Below are 14,512 nucleotides of genomic sequence, written 5' to 3'. Positions count from 1 at the left end.
GGAGGGAAGAGATGGGCGACGAGACCCCGCAGAAGCCGAGCGCGACGACGGTCATCCACTATCCGACCCCGCCAGCTGGTTGGACCCTGAAGCTGGAGAGCTACGTCATGCGGCACGAATGCGAGCGGTGCGGGTGGTTCCTGGAGAACGTGCTGCACTCGCCGTTGGTCGAGTGCTGTCCGAAGTGCGGAGAGACGAAGCATCTCGGGCGGCGTCCACTCCGGCTCGTCAAGCACCTCCGGCGGCGGTGGTTTCACACGGAAGAGCGCGTGGTCGCGGTCCAGTGTCCAACTCGTGGGGTCCTGCGAGTCGGCCAGACGGCAACGATTTGAAGGAGAAGACCATGGAGATGGTGCTCATCTCCAATTCAGCTGGGCGGATCGTCTGCGGGGGCCTTCGAGCCAGAGGGACCTTCATCGGGGTGCAACAGGCGACGGACGGGGCAGAAGTTGGAGTCTTGGGATTGCGTGAGGCGTTGACAGTCTCGCAATGCACGGAGCAATGGCACATCGGCGGATAGGATCGCTCGACTCTTCAGGAACCAGAGCAAATCCTCGAAGATCTGCTCCGGAGTGCCTCGGGCCACGAATCGGGGCACCGTCTGCGGGATGCTGGGTGGGCAGGAGGGGGAGGATTCGGCAGGGTGGAGGGGGGGCCTGTCGTTATTCTCGTGCAACGCTAGCCGGAGGCGGCCGAGGGGACACTGCGGGTTGGTTGTCGCGTTCCGCAGACAGTTCGTCAAGGCATCGGCGAAGGCTCGATCACCCATGGTATCGATCGCGTGCCGCAATTGGGCGACGAGCCGTTGGAACTGGTCACGATCGTGTGTCATGGCTGCCTCCAGGATTCATCCGCCGGAATCCATTACTGCAAATATCATAGGCGAATATCCTCAAGTGCACAAGCAGGGAGGGGGAAATGGAGATGGTACGCATCAGGATCGGTGAGCTCGGCGCCCCGCCGTTGTTCCCCGATGTCTCTGTCCACCCGGAGGATCAGGTGGTACTACGGGCTGTCGGTATTCTGGAGGCAGCCACGCAGCAGGGGAGGACGGGAGTCGCGTTGCTCGTGACCGATCGTGCGGGCCGGACCCTCCTGGTCGAACTCCCGGCAGCCCGGTTCCTGACGATCGCCGGGGCGGTCAAAGGTGCCATGGCCCGGTTCGGGGAGCCGTGGGACGGCGCATGAACCGGATTCTGGCACAGGTGATCTGTCGGCTGAGGGGCCACGCCTGGGCGTTTCCGCTCTGGAAGCTCTCTCACCCTGCCCCGATCCGCTGCACCGACTACCGGTGTTCCCGGTGCGGCCAACGGCGGGAGGAGCCATGACGCGGCTGAGTCCGTGGACGATGAAGCTCAGGGCTTGGCAGGAGCGGGCGAAGACCTGTGTCCTGACCAGTCCGAAGGACGATGTCCTGATCGAGGCAACGCCGGCCGCCGGCAAGACGAACCTCGCCCTGGCGGTCAGCCACGCCCTGATCGCAGATCGGGTGATTGACCGGGTGATGGTGGTCTGTCCGACCAACCATCTCCGGGAGCAATGGGCCAGGGCGGCCGGTCGGGTGGGGATTCACCTGGATCCAGCCCTGACCAACGAGCAAGGCCAGGAAGCTCGGGACTACCACGGCTGCGTCGTGACCTATCAGCAGGTCTGCCTGGCGCCGGTGGTCTATGCCCACGCCTGCACCCGTCGACGGACCCTCGTGATCCTGGACGAAATCCACCATGCCGGTGATGCGAAGAGCTGGGGCGAGGCCCTACGGACGGCCTGTGCGTCGGCGGTCAAGCGCCTCGGGATCTCCGGGACGCCATTCCGGACCGACAACACCCCGATCCCCTTCGTGACCTACATCCAGGGCCAGAGTCGGCCAGACTTCACGTACTCGTATGCGCAGGCGCTTCGGGACGGCGTGTGTCGCCCGATCGTGTTCCCGAGCTATGAGGGGGATGTCCGGTGGCTGTCCAAGGGAGTCGAGCACGCGGCGTCCTTCCGGGAGGGACTGTCGGAGGAGTTGAGACGGGAACGGCTAAAGGCTGCGCTACTCCTGGAGGACTGGTTGGGGACTGTGATCGAGGAGGCGGATGCGCAGCTCTCAGCCCTCCGCAGGGATGGGCATCCCGGGGCCGCTGGCCTCATCATCGCCATGGATCAGGAGCACGCCAGGCAGATCGGGCGACTGGTCGCTCGACGCCTGGGGGTTCTGCCTTCCATCGCGGTGTCCGATGATCCGCGCTCTTCGGAGACGATCAAGGACTTCGAGTCCGAGGAGGCCGGCCGCTGGCTGATCGCGGTCAACATGGTCTCCGAAGGGGTCGACATTCCAAGGCTCCGCGTCGGCATCTATGCCAGCCACGTGCAGACGGAGATGTATTTCCGACAGGTGGTCGGGCGGTTTATCCGGTGGCAACGCGACGTGCCCCGGACGCAGCGGGCCTACCTCTACCTGCCGCAAGACCCGATCCTGGTCCAGTACGCCCTCGCGATCAAGGCGGAGCGGGATCATGTGCTCACCGAGGAGGCCGAACGTCGCAGGCAGCCCCGTGATCCCCGGCCCGAGCGAGAGCCTTCCGAGCTGGTCCCGCTCAGCGGCGTCGCGCAGGCCTCGCACTTGATCGGGGATGACGTGGGCCCTCCATCGACTGCCCAGGAGCCCGGCGACAGCCCGGTGCCGCTCTATGCCGAGAAGGACCAACTCCGGGACGAACATCGCCGGCTGGTAGGGAAGGTCGCCAGCGCCTCCGGCATCGCGCATCGGCAGATCAACGCCACGCTGATGGAGCGGGCCGGCGGCTCGATTGAGAAAGCCACGGTGGCCCAGCTTCAGAAGCGGCTCCAAATCCTGCGGCACTGGATGTGGAAGGGGTATGACGGGCGACGATAGGCAGCCAGCGGCGCCGGCGGATGAGAACGTCATTGTTGGGGACTTCGGCAGGCCGCGGGAGCCCGGCATGTCGATCGCGTTCTTGCCGCCGAAGGAACGGTACAAACGGCCTCGGTGCAACCACTCCCATGTCTGGCTCGACCTGGACAATCGGGTCTTGGAATGCAAGGACTGCGGGACTCCGGTCGAGGCGTTCGATTTTCTGGTCCGGTATGCCCGCCGTGAGCGTGAGCTGGATCACCGGGTTGGGCTCATCAAGGAGTTCGAGGAAAAGGAGCGTCGGAAGAAAGAGGCCAAAGAGCGGAAGCGGCGGCCGGAAACGGACTGGGAGAAGCCTCTCGGACAGATCCAGGAAGAGCACCATCGGCTGGGGTGTCCGCGCGCGTGGATGTGGCTCACGTGCAAATACATCTGCTGCTACTGCGGCACGCGGCTGAACCGGAAGGGCTACGCTCGGATTGAGCAGGAAGTCTTGGCAGCGCGTGCTGAGCGAGAAGCGCGGGGAGGACACCGACGGCGATGAATTTGATGCAACGCCTGGGGCGGTGGGAAGGCAAGTGGGTGCTCGTAGAGAGCTGTCGGCTCCTGTCGGACCCTCTCACCAGCACCCAGGCTCGGCGAGGTCGGCTCCTCGCGGTGGGACCGGATCATCTGGTCATCCGCGGCGTCGATGGGGTGGAGATCGTGATTCCCGCGATCGCGCTCTGGAGCGTGGCGTTGGTCGCGGATCAGGCGGCGGCCGAGCTCGATGCCCTCACGGCTGCCACGGAGCGGGAGGATGGGCGAGGCCGGGGCCATGCTTGATCTTCGACAAGTTCCCGGCAAGGTCCGGTTGGCCATCGAGACCATCTTTGCCCTTCAAAAATCTCGGTTTCGTGGTAAACTGGTCATCGAGTTTTCCGGCAACGGGGGGCTTGGAAACATCTGGAAGGAAGAAAAGGTCGTTGAGCCGGTGATGGTGCCGGGTCCCGCTGTGGACGCACCGTATCGGCTGCCGGACACATAACCGGAGCGGTCGGCGTTTCGTCGAGCCCGGAGTGAGGCTTTCGCAAGAGAGCCTTGCTCCGGGCTTTTCGTTTTTTCGGCCTATGCCACGTGCCAGAGAACCGTGGATGTCGGTGACGGATGCGGCCCGCCGTCTTGGGGTCTGTCGGCAGACCATCTACAACTACGTCGCCCGGCGCATCCTCCGCCCGGTGCGACTCACGCCCAGCCTGCGCGGCATCGCGGTCCGGTCGGTGGAACGCTACGAAGCGGAGATTGAGCGCCTGAACCAGGAGAGCTATGTTGGCGTGTAAGCCGGTGGCGCGGCGCCGGCACCTGACTGGCGAGGGTGCCTCCTACGACGACGACTCGTCCGAACGGCGGACCGGGCGGGTGTTGGCCCAGATCCTCACCCTCGGCCTCTCGCCGGACACCCTCTATCCTGCCTGCGATGTCTGCGGCGGCGCGGCCGTTCCCGGGAACCCGATCCTGCCGGTTGGGCGGTGGGTCGTGCACCAGACCTGCCAGGATCCGGAGCTCGACAGCCTGCGGCAACCCCGGCTGGACTATCAGGCGCTCGGGCCAGGCAGTCCGACGATCCTCCTGATTCGCATGCGTGTCCGGCTACGGTATGCCGGAACCGGCGCAACCGGACAGCCCAGCCTGTTTGCCGATCCCTGTCATGTCTTCGACTTGAGCGTTCGAGCGCGGAATGCGCTGAAAGCCTTGCGCATTCACACACTTATGGAGCTGACCGGCAAGCATGAGCGGGAACTCTTGGGGGCCAACTGCGGCCGGCTCACCCTGGCCGAACTGAAAGAGTTTCTGGCCTGTGTCGGGCTCAGTCTGCGGGCGGAGCCTTCACCGAGGGGGCTTGGTGGCAAGACCCTATGACGAAACGGCTGAAGAAACCAGCCGGAAAAAGTCGAGGGAAGTCCGGGCGCTCCCAGCCGGCTGGTGTGCCCAGCGAGCGTGGACCGCTGTGCGGCGCGAAGCTGCGGAAGAAGGACCGGACGTGCACGCAGCGAGCTGGGCACAAGACCGACCATCCGGGGATCGGGCGCTGTTGGCTGCACGGCGGGCGGGCCAAACGCAAGCATGGGCTCTACTCCGACGTCCTGGCCGAGCACAACCGGGAGCTGATCGACCAGCTCGCGGCGGCGCCCGACTTGGTGTCGTTGCATCACGAGATTGCGCTGGCCCGCGCGGCGCTCGTGGAGTTCGCCGCGCTCACCAAACAGGCCTCAGAGACGACCCGTGCCGCGGCGGCGGACCCTTCGCCCGCTGGGCTCTCCGTGACGCCAGAGGCTGCTGCTCCCGGCTCTACGGGACCATCTGCCATGGTCCCGGCGCTGTCACCGGCGGCCAGCCGGGCCATGGAGACCGAGCGGCAAGTCTCCCGCCTCGGGGCCATGTTCGAGTTGTTGGAGGCCATCAGCCGCATGGTGAAGCGGCAGGCCGACATTCAGTTCCAGGGCTCGTTCAAGCTGACCGATGCGCAGTTGCGAGCCTTAGCCCAAGGAGTACAAGCCGTCCTTGCTAAGCACGTGCGTGACCAGTCCCTTCGTCAGGCGATCCTCGCGGATCTCGCCGCTCTCTTCGCTCTTCCAGGAGGCGATGCGGCTGGATCAGGAGGCGACGAGTAACCTCACGCCGGCGATCCCGCCGTCCCTGGCCTCGTTGCCGCCGGACCTGTGGGGGTTCGTCCACGAGGTGCCGTTTCAGGTGGACAAGGAGCCTCTGGACTTCGCCTCGCACGGGTATCTGGAACCGATCTACCGGATGATCACCTACGACCGGAAGCGGTCCCCGGACGGGTTCACCTTCACGTCCATGAAGGGAGCGCAGGTCGGGATGACCATCACCGCGTTTGGGGCCCTGCTGTTGGCGGCCCTCCGGTTCTGGGGGCGGAAGTTCGGATACTTCCTGCCGACCCAGCAGATGGCCTACGACTTCAGCTCAGACCGGTTCGTTCCTCTGCTGCAGTCCAACCCGTTCCTGGCCTCGCTGTACACGGATGCTGCGGCCCGTCGCGGGAAGAAGGTCGATGACCGCATGGGGCTCCGCCGGATTGGGGACAGCTCGGTCTACTTCAAGCACATGCACGGCAAGGACAGCACGGAGTCCATTCCGATGGCCGGCGTGTGGTTCGACGAAGTTCGGCGGATGTACGTCCACGATATCGAGCGGGCGGAGGAGCGCATCTCCCATGCCGCCTACCCGATCAACGTCAAGATCAGCACGGCCGGCCATCCCGACACGACCATTGACCTGTTCTTTCGGAAGTCCACCCAGCATGTCTGGCATTCCACGTGCCGGTGCAAAGACGGGGTAGCGCTGGCGTGGTGCTGGCCGGAGTGCATCGGCGAGCGCCGCGGGGAGGTGTTCTACCGGTGTCCCCGCTGCGACAAGCGCATCGATCAGCCGGGGATCGGTCGGTTCCTCCCGCGGACGCCGGAGAAGGCGCCGCATCTGGGCGTTCACGTCCCGCAGATTCTCTCGCCGCGGAAGACGGCAGCGATGCTCCTGCAGAAGTGGATGGATGCCACGGATCGGCAGGAGTTCATGAATTCCACGCTGGGCATCCCCTACACAGACCCGGAGTCCATTCTGGTGCCCGAGAGCATCGCCCGGACCTGTGTGAGTCCGACCCTCCGGTGGGCCCGAGAGGGCACAAATTGCGTGATGGGCGTCGACCAGCGTCCGAACGAAGTCCATGTCGTGATCGCCGATCGGGACAAGAAGCTGCGGCTCCGGCACCTCGAGATCATTCAGGGCGATGAGCCCTTCGACCGGCTCTATCCGCTCATGGAGCAGTTTGATGTGGACTGCTGCGTGATCGACGCGGAACCGCAATACAACCCGGCCGTGCAGTTCGCCAAGACCTTCAAGCGGCGGGTCTTCCTGGCCTACTACACGCCGTCCCTGCACATGATCCGCTGGAGCGACCGGGACATCAAGGCCACGGAGCGCACGGAGAAGGACGCGAAGTTCGAGTTCTACGTGCTCATCGATCGGTACAAGGCCATCGAGTATGCGCTGATGCAATGGGTCTTGCGACGCGTCGTCTGTCCGCCGCCCGAGGCCCTGACTCAGGACGTTTTGGTGAAGGGGATCAAGCGGGTCAGTCAGATTTGTCTCGGGAATCGGGAGACCGGCGAGCAAGGCCTGTTCCTCCACCTGCGCTCGGTGGCGAGACGGAAGGTCGAGCGCCAGCGGCATGACACGAAGGAAAAGGAGACGTTCCAGGCCGGCGAATACGAGATGGTCTGGGAGGAGATGGGGGTCGACCCGCATTTCCTCCACGCCTTTCTGTATTGCTGTGTGGCGGCGGCGCGTCGGCCGAGCACGACGGAGCTGTGGATACCTGAGGCGGGCACGGTCCAGTCCACGAGTGCAGAAGACCTCCGCGCAGCCAAGCCGAAGATGACCCCGCAACAGGCCGGGGATCAGGCTCAGTTCAACGCGCGGCTGGCGCCGGCCTTGCCCCTGCCAGACATCCGGCGGGAAACCTGCGGGGCATGCGTCAGGCTTGCCAACGATCAGGTCACCTGTACCTTCCATGGCTTCCGCGTGACGCCGGCCATGCCGCGGTGCGATGACGGCTATCTGGAGAAGGAGCCCACGCCATGAGGGACTCGGGCAGGTTCAGACCGCGATGGTTGAGACCGGGCTGGTGGGTCGATCCTGACCAACGTCCATCGGTCTACCTCTATGAGGCTCGGCTGCTTGTTCCGCCGGGCCGTCTGTTCACGCGAGGCCTCGAGGTGGCCGCAGTCATGATCGAGGCTGCCCGGGACCGGGATGCGGTTGTGGATCATGTCTTCGGCGAAGCCTGGCGACTGGTCGAGCGGGCCTCCCGTGGGGCCAGGCGTCGGGCGTTCATGCGGCTCCGAGTCGAGCCTTCGGAGCGTAGGGTCCCGGTCCTCACGCAGTCGCTCCCCGTGCCCGATGACGTGAGGGGCCCCGCCGCACCGGAACCGATCGAGGCGGTCAACTGGGAGTGGGCCTGGCTGCCGAAGCTGGGGCCGGCTGCGGTGGCGCGACTCGGCCCGCCGCAGTGCCTTCTGCAAGCCTCGGGCTATCACCGCGCCCTGTATCACATGGCCCTCTCCGATAGGCTGCTGGACCGGCAGGTGGGTCGATGAACGCAGCCGATCTCGCCAAACAGGCCTCGTATCCCGGTGCGTCGTCCGTGGAGCGGATTGAGGCGCGGACCGAGCTGGAGAAATCCTTCATGCCGACCCGTTCGGATTTCCCGCCCAGAAGCGACGTCGACAAGCTGGTCCAACTCGTGCTCTCCGCCTGGGAGCATGATGATTTCCTCAAAAGCCAGCGGCCGGTGAATACCTGGCCGACTGCCCCTGTCGGTACGACCAAGCGGGGCACGGCTCACCCGGTCGCGGTCTACATCGATCAATTCGGGGTGTTCGGCTCCGTGCCAGGAGGCTACCGACTACGGCCCTCGACCTTCGGGGCGGAACACCTCCGCATGATGGTCGAGCATACGCCCTTGATCAACGCCATCATTCTCCGCCGGCAGCGCACCATCGGCCGGTTCCTGCGGCCGGTCGAACGCAACCGCGACATCTACTTCGAGGTTCGGCGGAACGATGAAGCCGGCACGATCAAGCCGCGGAAGGGCCCCACGGAGACGGCCCTCGAACAGTTCCTGATCCATTCGGGCTGGGACCGGGATCCAGCCCGGATGAGCGACGACAAGCGGGACAGCCTCACGGCCTTCGTCGCCAAGTCCCTCCGGGACATCCTCACCCTGGACGCCTGGGCGATCGAGACGGTCCGGACCCGCAACCGGAAAACCCTTGCCAGTTTCCATGCCGTCGATGCCGGCACGATCTATCTCGCCAGTGAACAGGGCTACGAGGGCGACGATGCGATCCGGACGGTGCAGATCGTCAATGGCGTGCCGGTGCGTGGCTTCACGGCCGACGACATGATCTACGCGGTCCAGAATCCCCGGACCGACATTCGACACTACGGTTACGGCTATCCGCCGCCCGAGATGATTGTCCGGATCATCACCGGGTATCTCAATGCGCTCACCTACAACCTACGCGGCTTCGACAGCAACAGCATCCCCAAAGGTCTCCTGACGCTCTTCGGCAACTTCGACCAGAACCAACTGACGTTCTTCAAGCAGCAGTGGAACGCCATGGTGCGCGGGGTGAACAACGCCTGGGCCCTTCCGGTCCTGATCTCGGAGGGCCAGGAAGCCAAGGCCCAGTTCGAGAAGTTCGGTGTCGAGTTCAACGAGATGTACTTCGCCAAGTGGATGGTTCTGTTGACCGCGATCATCTGTGCGGTCTACGGCATGGACCCCGCGGAAATCTACTCCGAGTCGTTTAGCGCCGGGCGGTCCACCCTGTCAGGACGGGATACGGCCGAACGGCTGGCCGATGCTCGGGACACCGGCCTCGAGCCCCTCATGACGTTCATCGAGGACGTCTTCTCCACCCACCTCATTGGGCGGATCGAGCCGGACTACATCTTCCGGTTCGTCGGCCTGCACCCCACCGATCAGGAGCGCCAGCACGAAGTGGACAAGCTCGTGCTGACCAGGAACCAGCTCGCGGAGAAGTACGGCTACGAGCCTGTGAACGAGGCGTGGGGCGATGCGCCGCTCAACCCCGTGCTGCAGCAAGCCTGGATGGCGGGACAGGGAGGAGGGCAGGGACCGGCGCCGGACGGACCTGGCGCCGCCGGAGAGACCCCGGAACCGGTCGTTGAGGAACGAGGGGATCGGGAAGGGGCCGATGCCACACCGCCGGAGCCGACCATCGAGGAAACTGGGGACCGGGATTTGTCTCAGCCGGCCGATGCGCGGGAGGCTAAGCGACCTGAGGGCACGGTCCGGGAGCGTCGACCCCGCGGCGGTCCTGACGAGCCCTCTACGATGATGCGGAAGGCCCTCGCGGGTGACGTGTTGGTGGTCGGATGAGGCGGGCGTGGTCGTGGGCGAAGCGGGCGCTGTGGGGCCTGGTGATGGGCCTGAGCCTCTTGGCCTTGGCCGGCGTGATGCTGTGGCTGACCTGGTGGGAGGATCGCCCGCCGACGGACTGGTCGGACTACTCCGGTCCGTGGGGGCATCCGTAAGGGGGAAGCGGTGTTCTGTGATCGCTGCCGGTGCGCGATGGTGACGCGCCAAATCCCCGAGGTGTCGAGGCCGATCACGCCCAAGAAGATCGGTCGGGCAAAGCGGCATGCCCTGGTCAGCTTGTGCGAGCGGTGTGGCCGTTCCGAACTCATCGGACATTGTGACCCTGTGCCTCTGACGGCGGCCTACTGGCAGACCGAATGGGTGCATGCGACAGGGAGGACTGCATGAAGGCCAAAGACGGCGTGCGCGAACGGCTCGTGACCCTGATCGTCTGGGAACTCGGTCTCTCCGACCGGTATCTGCTTTACGGCTGCCAGATGGCCAACTGGGGCTATCGGCAGCTCGCGGACCGGTTCCATGAGCTGGCCGAGTACGAACGAAAGGATGCGCGGCGTTTGCTGGAGCATCTGCTGTACCTGGAGGGCTCCGGAAGCCTGACCGGCCATCCGGACCAGACCATTTCCGCGTCCAGTCCCAAGGATGCTCTGGAGACCGCATGCGTCCGCGAATACCAGAGCGTGGAGCATCTGCGGGAAGCGATAACCCACTGCGCGGTGGTCGGCGACTTCACCACCCGGAAGCTCCTCGAGGAGCTGGTCGCGGATGAAGAACGGCACGTGGACTGGTTGGAGACCCAACGGGTCTTGATCGAGCGGATCGGCCTCGAGCTGTACCTCAGCCAGCAGGTGCGGGCGTAGGCCGAGCGCCCCTGGCGGGAGGTGTCCATGCAACGACTCAGCTCCGTTGGACGCATGCCTGGTCTGGATCACTCGTTGATGGCCGCGATGCTGATCCTCATCGGCCTGTTGGCCGTTCAGTCGTGTGCCGTGGTGACGGTCGGGCCGGCGGCCGCCACGGCGTCGGAGCTGATGCCGGACCATCCCTGCCATCTCTTCGGGGAGGTCGACTGGGTTGTGGTCGGGACGGTGACGCGGATGGGGCTCAGTCCCGACTATGGGTCCATGGTCCTGGTGATCGCCTTGGAGGACGGGTGTCAGTGTCAGGTCTTCGTCGCGGAATGGACCGCAAATCCGAGTCTGTTTCCCAAGCATCGCCGGCTGGTGCTGCAGGGGGTCGAAATTGGGGCCCCGGGGACGGACCGGCATGTGCTGGTGCTCGTGGACGTGCTGACCAATGGGGACGATCTCAAGCTCTGAGGTGGCGGTGACGGACTCCCAGGTCTCGATCCGGCGCGAACTTCCGAACCGCCGGGAGTCGCTGAATCTCAAGGCGGTGATCCATAGCCGCCGCGGCCGGACGAAGCTCTATGTGACCGTGGGCCTGTATCCGGACGGCAGCCCGGGCGAGGTGTTCGCGATCCTCGAACAGGTCGGGTCGCAGGAGCGGGCGCTGATCGACAACGTCGTGCGCACCCTCTCCATCGGGCTCCAGCACGGCGTGCCGCTGTCGCGCTTCGTGGAGCTGTACGAGGGAACGCGCTTCGAGCCCTTCGGGCCGGTCTCCTGTCATGGTCGGGTCAAAGTGTGTACCTCGCCGCTGGACCTCTTGGCACGGATCCTGGGCGTCGAGTTCTGTGGACGCGACGATCTGGCCCACGTACCTGAGGCGCCGACGGTTCCCTTGGGGGAGTGACGTATGGACGCGGATCGGACGAGTCAGGCCGTCGTGAGCGTCAAGGACGCTGAGTTGATGCTGGAGAAGCTCCACGTCGAGGACGGCGATATCCTCATGCTCCGCATCTCTGACCAGGTCAGTGAAGCCGACGTGCATGCCGTCTGCACACGGTTGGGGCATGCAATCATGGCTCGCTACCGTCAGCGTGTCCTGCTGGTTGTCATGCCGGAGTGTACGGACCTGAAGACGCTGTCCGACGAGGATCTGGAGCGGGCTGGCCTGGTGCGGAAGACTCCGCGCGGCGGCTCTGCGGCGGACCCGCAAGGGGCGGAGCTGGCATGACGATCGACCAGGTCTTGGCCGGTCAACAGCCGTGGACGATGGTGCTCGGGGACTGTCGGGCCCTGCTGCCCCAGCTCCTTGCGGACTCAGTCGACGCGGTTGTGACCGATCCGCCCTACCACTTGACCCAACTGAGCCGGAACGGGTCACCCCGAGTACCGGGCACGGGCCAATTTGGACGTGTGCACGTGGGAGAGCGGGGGTTCATGGGCAAGACCTGGGATGGTGGAGGGACGGCCTTCGCTCCGGCGCTGTGGACAGAAGTCCTGCGCGTGCTCAAGCCAGGCGGCCATCTGCTCGCCTTCGGGGGAACGCGCACCGCGCACCGGCTGGTCTGCGCTATCGAGGATGCCGGCTTCGAGATTCGAGACTCGCTCCTGTGGTTGTACGGAGAGGGAATGCCCAAATCCCTCAACCTTGAGGGGGGATGGCGAGGGTGGGGGACCGGCCTGAAACCGGCCGTGGAGCCCATTGCGCTGGCTCGGAAGCCGCTTTCTGAATCCTCAGTGAAGGCGAATGTTGCCCGTTGGGGTGTCGGGGCGCTCCACATTGACGCCTGCCGGATTTCTGGTCCGAAAGGGAACGGGGTGTGGGGTTCACGGCAAGCGGGGTGTCAGAGCACCTTCAATGCGTCGCCTGAGAATCCAGGTTATCGAACCGAGCGCCATTCTCTGGGGAGATGGCCGGCGAATGTGATCCTCGACGAAGCGGCCGCGCAGCTCCTCGACGAACAGAAGGGTGAGCTGACCTCGGGCGCGAACCCGACGCGGCGGGGCGGGGACACAGCCCGGCGTACTTACGGCGATTTCCAGGGGCAGCCCATCTGTCAGCCGGCACGGGGCGCCGACTGGGGGGGGGCGTCCCGCTTCTTCTACTGCGCCAAGGCCGACCGATCGGAGCGCGAGGCTGGGGTCGAGGGGTTCGAGGAAAAGCCCTTGCACTGGTCGAGCGGCGATCAGAACCCCGGCAGTTTTCAGACGCCCAGCACCCTCAAGGCCGCCCGCAACTACCACCCCACGGTCAAGCCGGTGGACCTCATGCGGTGGCTGGTCCGGCTGGTCACGCCGGCTGGCGGAGTGGTGCTCGACCCGTTTGCAGGGTCGGGCTCGACAGGGATGGCCTGTGCCATGGAAGAGGTCCGATTCATCGGCATCGAACAGGAGGCCGAGTACGTGGCGATTGCCGAGGCGCGCATTCGGCATGCCCACGGGCCCCTATTCGCGCGAGTACCCCATGCTGATTGACGCCACGCAGGTACGGGCCGAGCAGGCCAACGCCGCGGCAGACTACCTGTGTAAAAGTGTCGAGGATTCCCTGCTGTTCGAGCCTCATCCAACCGACCGGATTCTGGCGGCCGCGGAGGATGCGGCCACGGAGCCCGGCCGGCAGGCGTTGCAGGCGCTCTATGGGGCGCTCCTGCGGGTCCTGATCACCGGCGGCGGGACGGTAGCCAAAGCCACCCCGACGGGCGAGGACGACCCCTGCCGACGGCTTGATCGGAAGGCCGCGGCCGCTCAGCCCGGCAGCCTTCGGCTTGACGACTACCTGTCCATGATCGACTGTCTGATCGCACGGTATCTGCCGGAGTCCATCCTCCAGTCCGCGGCGAAGCGGCATGCGGTCAAGCAGTACCTCTCGGGCTTTCTGCGCCGGGATCTCGTCCCCGAGACAGCCACGGTCGCGGTGAATGCTGTCGCCGAGCTGCCGGAAACCATCTGGCAGGCCAGGCGGGCCTACCCCATCACGCCGCAGGATGCCGCCCGAATGGCGGTGGCGGAAGCATCGGCGGCGCGCCTGGTCTCCGATCTCACTGCGTCGGCACGATCTCGAATGCGGAAGCTCATCCTCGACGCGGAACGGGCCCGGATCGAGAATGGCGCGTCCAGCTACGCCGTCCAGCCGAACCTGCAGCAAGCCCTCTCGGACGCCTTTGGCGATCTGAACCGCGACTGGCGCCGGATCGCCGTCACCGAAACCGCAATCAACGGCGCCGACGGGTTCCTGGCCTCCTTGCCGACTGGGACACAAGTTCGGTGGCTGGCCCATCCAGGGGCGTGCCGATACTGCGAGGCCCAGAACGGCAAGGTGTTTACCATGGTGCGGGCCGATGCCCGGGACAAGGATCCAGATACCCAGGTCTGGGTCGGGAAGCACCTCATGAACATCGGCCGGGCGATCGCACCGCGGAAGCGCCTGGAGGATGGAACGCTGGTCGACCGGGAACCCCATGAACTGGTCGTGCCGGCCATTCCCGCGCATCCGCATTGTCGGTGTATCTGGGTCTACGTCGTGGCGCTCACCCCTGAGCAGCTCGCCCGGATTGGGAGAGGATGACCGGCATGACGTGGCGAGCCTCATTCTGGTTCTGGTTTCTGAAGCGGAGCGGGCTCGGGGCGGTGCTCTACTGCCTGATGGACGAGCGCCTCAAGCACACCATGCCGCCACCCGCTCCCCGGCCTGTGCCGAAGGCGACCTCGGAACTGACTGCTTGGGAGCGCCTCACGGCGGTCGAGCAACGCTTTGAGAATCACGCGGACAGCCTGCGCACGCCGGATGGCTGTCTCTGGACCAAGGTTGGCTCGACCTACGTGCCGCAACAGTAGGAGAGGAGG

Annotated in this window: 20 protein-coding genes; all 20 read left to right on the top strand. The window is 65.3% G+C overall.

Annotated elements, in window-relative coordinates:
• Positions 1 to 11: 11 nt before the first annotated feature.
• The 20 genes from AC1U7O_RS12650 (at position 12) to AC1U7O_RS12555 (ending at position 14,503) form a co-directional block, all read left to right on the top strand.
• Complete coding sequence (locus AC1U7O_RS12650) at positions 12 to 332, top strand: hypothetical protein (RefSeq protein ID WP_479895145.1); 321 nt, start codon at positions 12 to 14, stop codon at positions 330 to 332.
• A 586-nt stretch (positions 333 to 918) separates the two neighbouring features.
• On the top strand, positions 919 to 1,188 hold the full coding sequence (locus AC1U7O_RS12645) for a hypothetical protein (protein ID WP_479895144.1): 270 nt from the start codon (positions 919 to 921) through the stop codon (positions 1,186 to 1,188).
• Positions 1,189 to 1,324: 136 nt separating this feature from the next.
• Complete coding sequence (locus AC1U7O_RS12640) at positions 1,325 to 2,881, top strand: DEAD/DEAH box helicase (RefSeq protein ID WP_479895143.1); 1,557 nt, start codon at positions 1,325 to 1,327, stop codon at positions 2,879 to 2,881.
• A 67-nt stretch (positions 2,882 to 2,948) separates the two neighbouring features.
• Complete coding sequence (locus tag AC1U7O_RS12635) at positions 2,949 to 3,404, top strand: hypothetical protein (protein ID WP_479895142.1); 456 nt, start codon at positions 2,949 to 2,951, stop codon at positions 3,402 to 3,404.
• Positions 3,401 to 3,685: a hypothetical protein gene (locus AC1U7O_RS12630; protein ID WP_479895141.1), complete on the top strand. Its 285-nt coding sequence runs from the start codon at positions 3,401 to 3,403 to the stop codon at positions 3,683 to 3,685. The genes AC1U7O_RS12635 and AC1U7O_RS12630 overlap by 4 nt, the downstream gene beginning before the upstream one ends.
• Complete coding sequence (locus tag AC1U7O_RS12625) at positions 3,660 to 3,887, top strand: hypothetical protein (RefSeq protein ID WP_479895140.1); 228 nt, start codon at positions 3,660 to 3,662, stop codon at positions 3,885 to 3,887. The genes AC1U7O_RS12630 and AC1U7O_RS12625 overlap by 26 nt, the downstream gene beginning before the upstream one ends.
• 106 nt (positions 3,888 to 3,993) lie before the next feature.
• Complete coding sequence (locus tag AC1U7O_RS12620; protein WP_479895139.1) at positions 3,994 to 4,179, top strand: helix-turn-helix domain-containing protein; 186 nt, start codon at positions 3,994 to 3,996, stop codon at positions 4,177 to 4,179.
• Positions 4,166 to 4,759 (top strand): DNA-directed RNA polymerase subunit alpha C-terminal domain-containing protein, encoded by a 594-nt coding sequence (locus tag AC1U7O_RS12615; protein ID WP_479895138.1) that lies wholly within the window; start codon positions 4,166 to 4,168, stop codon positions 4,757 to 4,759. Before AC1U7O_RS12620 ends, AC1U7O_RS12615 begins: the two co-directional genes overlap by 14 nt.
• A gap of 65 nt (positions 4,760 to 4,824) precedes the next feature.
• Entirely contained in the window at positions 4,825 to 5,511 is a 687-nt protein-coding gene (locus AC1U7O_RS12610; RefSeq protein WP_479895137.1) for a hypothetical protein, read from the top strand.
• Positions 5,483 to 7,498 carry a phage terminase large subunit family protein gene (locus AC1U7O_RS12605; protein WP_479895136.1) on the top strand — a complete coding sequence of 672 codons (2,016 nt, stop codon included), beginning with the start codon at positions 5,483 to 5,485 and terminating at the stop codon, positions 7,496 to 7,498. The genes AC1U7O_RS12610 and AC1U7O_RS12605 overlap by 29 nt, the downstream gene beginning before the upstream one ends.
• A 146-nt stretch (positions 7,499 to 7,644) precedes the next feature.
• A complete protein-coding gene (locus AC1U7O_RS12600; protein ID WP_479895135.1) occupies positions 7,645 to 8,013 on the top strand; it encodes a hypothetical protein in 369 nt (122 codons plus the stop codon).
• Positions 8,010 to 9,824 carry a phage portal protein gene (locus tag AC1U7O_RS12595; protein ID WP_479895134.1) on the top strand — a complete coding sequence of 605 codons (1,815 nt, stop codon included), beginning with the start codon at positions 8,010 to 8,012 and terminating at the stop codon, positions 9,822 to 9,824. The genes AC1U7O_RS12600 and AC1U7O_RS12595 overlap by 4 nt, the downstream gene beginning before the upstream one ends.
• Complete coding sequence (locus AC1U7O_RS12590) at positions 9,821 to 9,979, top strand: hypothetical protein (RefSeq protein ID WP_479895133.1); 159 nt, start codon at positions 9,821 to 9,823, stop codon at positions 9,977 to 9,979. Before AC1U7O_RS12595 ends, AC1U7O_RS12590 begins: the two co-directional genes overlap by 4 nt.
• Before the next feature lie 228 nt (positions 9,980 to 10,207).
• Positions 10,208 to 10,681, top strand: a complete 474-nt coding sequence (locus AC1U7O_RS12585; protein WP_479895132.1) for a ferritin-like domain-containing protein — start codon at positions 10,208 to 10,210, stop codon at positions 10,679 to 10,681.
• A gap of 27 nt (positions 10,682 to 10,708) precedes the next feature.
• Positions 10,709 to 11,140: a hypothetical protein gene (locus tag AC1U7O_RS12580; RefSeq protein WP_479895131.1), complete on the top strand. Its 432-nt coding sequence runs from the start codon at positions 10,709 to 10,711 to the stop codon at positions 11,138 to 11,140.
• A 7-nt stretch (positions 11,141 to 11,147) separates the two neighbouring features.
• Complete coding sequence (locus tag AC1U7O_RS12575; protein WP_479895130.1) at positions 11,148 to 11,576, top strand: TSCPD domain-containing protein; 429 nt, start codon at positions 11,148 to 11,150, stop codon at positions 11,574 to 11,576.
• Positions 11,577 to 11,579: 3 nt separating this feature from the next.
• Positions 11,580 to 11,900, top strand: a complete 321-nt coding sequence (locus AC1U7O_RS12570; protein WP_479895129.1) for a hypothetical protein — start codon at positions 11,580 to 11,582, stop codon at positions 11,898 to 11,900.
• Positions 11,897 to 13,144, top strand: a complete 1,248-nt coding sequence (locus tag AC1U7O_RS12565) for a DNA-methyltransferase (protein ID WP_479895128.1) — start codon at positions 11,897 to 11,899, stop codon at positions 13,142 to 13,144. Before AC1U7O_RS12570 ends, AC1U7O_RS12565 begins: the two co-directional genes overlap by 4 nt.
• Positions 13,101 to 14,234, top strand: coding sequence for a hypothetical protein (locus AC1U7O_RS12560; protein WP_479895127.1), 1,134 nt, complete (start codon positions 13,101 to 13,103; stop codon positions 14,232 to 14,234). The genes AC1U7O_RS12565 and AC1U7O_RS12560 overlap by 44 nt, the downstream gene beginning before the upstream one ends.
• 5 nt (positions 14,235 to 14,239) lie before the next feature.
• Entirely contained in the window at positions 14,240 to 14,503 is a 264-nt protein-coding gene (locus tag AC1U7O_RS12555) for a hypothetical protein (protein WP_479895126.1), read from the top strand.
• Positions 14,504 to 14,512: the final 9 nt, after the last annotated feature.

Source organism: Candidatus Nitrospira neuquenensis, from assembly GCF_979578155.1.
Note: the sequence above shows the minus strand (reverse complement) of the source record. Positions and strands in the feature narration are given on the sequence as shown.